Annotated in this window: 3 protein-coding genes; 2 read left to right on the top strand and 1 reads right to left on the bottom strand. The window is 72.6% G+C overall.

Translation table 11 applies throughout. The features are described from left to right. Positions 1 to 54: 54 nt before the first annotated feature. Positions 55 to 2,799 carry a beta-glucosidase gene (locus CBZ_RS13280; protein ID WP_246013364.1) on the bottom strand — a complete coding sequence of 915 codons (2,745 nt, stop codon included), beginning with the start codon at positions 2,797 to 2,799 and terminating at the stop codon, positions 55 to 57. A gap of 211 nt (positions 2,800 to 3,010) precedes the next feature. Here CBZ_RS13280 and CBZ_RS13275 point away from each other — a divergent pair, with 211 nt between their 5' ends. Further along, positions 3,011 to 3,277 carry a helix-turn-helix domain-containing protein gene (locus tag CBZ_RS13275; RefSeq protein ID WP_165446766.1) on the top strand — a complete coding sequence of 89 codons (267 nt, stop codon included), beginning with the start codon at positions 3,011 to 3,013 and terminating at the stop codon, positions 3,275 to 3,277. Next, positions 3,274 to 4,475 (top strand): HipA domain-containing protein (locus CBZ_RS13270; protein WP_130782005.1); only part of this gene is annotated, 1,202 nt, incomplete at its 3' end. The genes CBZ_RS13275 and CBZ_RS13270, both read left to right, overlap by 4 nt.

Raw genomic sequence — 4,475 nt, 5'->3', positions numbered from 1 at the left:
GTCGACGGGGTGGCCGCCGCGTGGCGCCCACCCCGTCGACCCGACGACCGCCGGTCAGCGCATGCCCGGCCCCCCGATCCGCAGCGAGCCCGTCAGCCGCACGTCCGTGGACGACGACCCGACGTAGACGGGGATCGAGCCGCGCGGCGTGCGCCACCGGTCCCGGTCGACGTCCCAGTAGGAGACCGACTCGGGGCTGAGCTCGACGGTCACCTGCTGCCGCTCACCGGGCTGCAGGGTCACGGTCGCCCAGCCGGCGAGGACCTTCTTGGCGCTCTGCACCTGGCGGGTCGGCAGGTTGCCGACGTACACCTGCACGGTCTCGGTTCCGGCGACCGCGCCCGTGTTCCGGACGGCGACCTTCACCTGCAGCCGCGACCCGTTGCCCTGCGCGCCGAGCCCGCCCGCGACGGTCGTCCGCAGGTTGCGGTAGTCGAACGTCGTGTACGACAGCCCGGTCCCGAAGGAGTACTGCGGCGTGATGCCCTCCTCCTCGTACCCGCGGTAGCCGACGTAGATGCCCTCGGAGAACTGCTGGTCGAGGCCGTCGCCCGGGAACTGCGCGGGCGAGCTGACCGGGGTGCTCTCCTCGTCGACGGGCATCGTGATCGGCAGCTTGCCGGACGGGTTGACGTCGCCGAACAGGATGCGCGCGAGCGCGTTGCCCTGCTCCTGGCCGCCGAACCACGAGTGCACGATCGCGGGGACGCCCTGCTCCCAGTCGGACGTCTGGACGGCGCCCCCGGTCGCGAGGACCACGATCGTGCGCGGGTTCGCCGCCGCGACCTGCCGGACGAGCTCGGCCTGGCCGTTCGGCAGGTCGAGGTCGGGCTTGTCGCCGCCCTCCGAGGAGTAGTCGCGGACGACGACGACCGCCGCCTGCGACGACCGCGCGAGGTCGGCCGCGGCCAGCGCCTGCGGGGCCACGACGCCGTCGGGCGGCGTCCAGCCGAGCTGGAAGACGGCACCCGCGTCGGTGCCCGCCGGGCCGTCGTTGACGTACTCGACCCGCAGGTCGTACGCCGTGCCGGCCACGAGGTCGACGGTGTACGTCGACGTGGTGGGCGTCGACGCGGGCTCGGGCGACAGGACCTCGACGTCGTCGAGGAAGACGCGCGCGGTGCCGGTCGTCGTGACCGCCAGCTCGTACGTCCCGTCGACCGGTGCGGTGAGCGTGCCGGTCCACCGGATCGACGGCCCCATGTCCCGCGTCTGCGTCGGGAAGTGCGGCGACTGCGCGTTGAACCCCTCGAACAGGAAGAACCCCGCGTTGATGGCCGCGTAGGGCTCCGTCCGGTCCGCGATCGGCGTGCCGGAGAAGTCCTGGGTGGAGAAGTACTCGGCGCGCAGACCGGGCGTCCCGTCGGTCGACGTGAGGAAGTCCGACGGGATCGGGTCCGGTCCGGGGATCAGCGCGGCCGACGTCACGGGGTCGGCCCCCGCGACGTGCTGGACCACGACCCCGGGGCCGACGCGCGCCTGGATGCCCTCGAGCGGGCTGACCGTGTAGGTCGGCTTCACCAGCGAGCTGCCACCGCCCGCGACGACCGTGTCCGCGTCCGCGCCGATGACCGCGACCGAGCCGACCGACCCGGTGAGCGGCAGCGCGCCCGACTCGTTCTTCAGCAGCACCATCGCCCGCTCGGCGACCTGCCGCGCGAACTCGCCGTGCTCGGCCTCGGGGAGGTCCGTGACGACGGGCGGGTTGTCGAACAGCCCGAGCGCGAACATGGGCCGCAGGATCCGCAGGACCGCGTCGTCGACGCGCGACTCGGGGACCTGGCCCGCGCGCACCGCGTCGAGCAGCGGGCCGCAGAAGAAGCACGTACCCGGGCCGACCTCGGGCGTGGTGTTGCCCGGCATCTCCTGGTCCATGCCCGACAGGATCGACTGGACGGTGCTGTGGGTGGCGCCGTAGTCGCTCATCACCCAGCCCTGGAAGTCGAGCTGCGTCTTGAGGATGCGGTTGAGCAGCTCGTCGCTCTCGCACGCCTGCACGCCGTTGACCTTGTTGAACGCGCACATCGCCGAGCCGGGGCGGCCCTGCTCGATGCCGATCGCGTACGGCCGCGTGTAGATCTCCTGCAGCGCCCGCTCGTCGATCACCGCGTTGCCGCCGCTGAGCCGGTTCGTCTCCTGCGTGTAGACGTTGTAGTGCTTGATGTCCGCGACGACGGGGTGCGACTGGATGCCGCGGATGTCGGCCGCGCCGAGCGTGCCGGACAGCAGCGGGTCCTCGCCGAACGCCTCGAACGCCCGCCCGGCCTGCGCCACGCGCGCGATGTCGACCGCCGGTGCCAGCAGCACGTTGTGGCCGGTGCGGAAGGCCTCGTCGCCTGCCACCGTCCCGTACTGCTCCGCGAGCGCCACGTCCCACGTCGCCGCGAGCGCGATCGGCGCGGGGAGCTGCGTCGACTCCTGGTCGTTGACGTCCGGGTTCGCGATTCGCACCCCGGCGGGCCCGTCGGCCATGGTGAGCGCCGGGATGCCCAGCCGCTCGATCGGGCCGTTGTAGAACCCGTAGTAGTTGTTCAGCTCCCCGTGGAGCATGTCGACCTTCTCGTCCAAGGTCATCTGGCGCAGCAGCGCACGTGCGCGACGGGTGTCCGGGCCGGACTCGTCCCACCACCACTGCGTCGGCAGCGACCGCCCCTGCTGCAGCCGCTCGGTGACGGCCGCCTCGCCGTCCGGGTCGTCGCCTGCGGCGACCGCTCCTCCCGCCGGGACGATCAACCCCGCCACGCCGACCATCGCGATCAGCGCCAGACGGGCCGGCCTCCTCTGGATTGCAGTACGCACGGAACCCTCCCCGTGTCGTGACGACGGGCAAGTCTCGGCCTCGTTGCCTGAGCGGGCTGCCCGCGCCGCCCTCCAGTAGCGCACCGGGGTCACGACCCGTCAACCCTCTGTCACGACCTGCCCTCACTCCTGTCGGCGTGTCATGGTTCTATGACATGGCGATGTGTCACGACACTATGACTTCTGCGCGTGTCTCGGTACCATGACATTCATGCGAGCCTCGACGAGCACCGGCGAGATCGGAGCGCAGCTTCGAGCGGCACGACGCGGCCAGGGCCTGACGCAGGCGGAGGTCGCCGTCGCCGCGCACGTCTCGCGTGCCTTCGTCGTCGACCTCGAGGGCGGCAAGCGCCCTGGCGCCGAGCTGGGTCGCGTGCTCGCCGTCGCCCGCGTGCTCGGCCTTGGCGTCGCGCTCGTCCCGGAGCAGGTCCCCACCTTCGAGGACGCGCTGAACGACGTGCTCGGTGCCCGCCGGTGAGCGTGCGCGAGCTGGCCTTCGCGCTCTACGGCGTCCGGGCGGGCGTGATCGTGCGTGACCGTGGCCGGACGACGCTGACGTACGACGACGCCTACCTGGCTCGCCCGGAGTCGACACCGCTGTCCTTGTCGATGCCCTTGTCGGACACGCCGTACCCGACGCGGTTCGTCGAGGCGTACCTCAAAGGGCTGCTCCCTGACCACGGCGACGTCCGTGAGCGGTGGGCGAGCCGGTTCCGGGTCGCGCCCGGGGACACCCTGGGGCTCGTTGCCGCGATCGGGGCGGACACCGCAGGGGGCGCCGTCTTCGCCCCGGTCGCGACGCTGGACGACGTGCTCGCACGCGGCGGGGCCGTGGAGCCGCTCTCCACCGCGGACGTCGCCGCCCGGCTGCGCAGGCTCCGCGAGGACGACGCGGCGTGGCACGAGGACGACGAGCACTGGAGCCTCGCCGGTGGTCAGGGCAAGTTCACGCTCACCCGCACGGGTCCCGACGGCTGGGGCCTGCCGAGCGAGAGCACGCCGTCCACGCACATCGTGAAGCCGGGGATCGCGCGGATCCGCGCCCAGGCGCTGGCCGAGCACGTCAGCATGCGTGCGCTCCGCACCGTCGGCCTGAGCGTGGCCGCGACGAGCTTCGACGCGTTCGACGACCAGTGGGCGATCGTCGTCGAGCGGTTCGACCGACGACGACGGGCGGACGGGAGCATCGACCGGATCCACCAGGAGGACCTGGTGCAGACGTTTGCCCTCGACCCCCGGCGGAAGTACGAGGCTGACCGGGGGCCGGGTGTGGCGCGCATCGTCGACCGGTTGCGCGGCGCCGCCGACGAGGACTCCGTCGACCGGTTCGTGGACGCGACGATCGCGGGCTACCTGCTCGGTGCGCCTGACGGTCACGCCAAGAACTACTCGGTGCTGCTCGCGGGGCGGGCGGTGACCCTGGCCCCGCTGTACGACGTGTCGACGGGGTTGATCCCCGACGCCTCGGGGCGCCTCCGGTACAGGTCCGCCGCGATGTCGATCGGCGGTGAGCGTCGGTTCGGCGAGGTCGAGCGCGCGCACTGGGACCGGTTCGCGACCGTGGTCGGCCGGCCCGCGAGCCGCGTGCGCGACCGGGTCGCCGAGCTCGCCCGAGCAGTCCCGACCGCAGTCGCCGACGCGATCGCCGAGGCGCCCGCGTCGGCCGCCGCCCCCAA

It is taken from the genome of Cellulomonas biazotea (assembly GCF_004306155.1).
Taxonomy (GTDB): Bacteria; Actinomycetota; Actinomycetes; order Actinomycetales; family Cellulomonadaceae; genus Cellulomonas; species Cellulomonas biazotea.
This window is presented reverse-complemented; position numbering and strand designations above follow the sequence as displayed.

Coding starts and splice junctions, on each gene's coding strand:
- CBZ_RS13275 (WP_165446766.1), top strand. CDS start 3,011: ATGCGAGCCTCGACGAGCACCGGCGAGATCGGAGCGCAGCTTCGAGCG.